1 pseudogene is annotated in these 255 nt (G+C 67.5%); it reads right to left on the reverse strand.

From position 1 onward, the window contains the following. Positions 1 to 255 (reverse strand): annotated as a pseudogene (locus SB772_RS43280) (glycosyltransferase family 1 protein); the annotation flags it as partial.

Genomic DNA, 255 nt, shown 5'->3' on the forward strand with positions numbered 1-255 from the left:
CGACGCCGACCGGGCCGAGCAGGCAGAAGCGCGCCTGCGGATACCGCGCGCGCAGCGAGCGCGCGGCTTCGACATATTCGCCGACGCCCTTGTCCCAGAGCAGGCGGCCAATCAGCACGAACGAAAATTCGCTGCGCTCGGGCAGCGGCGTGAACGCGAAGTCGTCGAGATCGACGCCTTCGCCGTGCAGCAGCCGAGCGCGTTCGGGATGAACCAGCAGATTCTGCTCGCGGAAGGCGGTTTCGTCGTCGCGAT

Source organism: Paraburkholderia sp. SIMBA_030, assembly GCF_046535245.1.
Classification (GTDB): Bacteria; Pseudomonadota; Gammaproteobacteria; order Burkholderiales; family Burkholderiaceae; genus Paraburkholderia.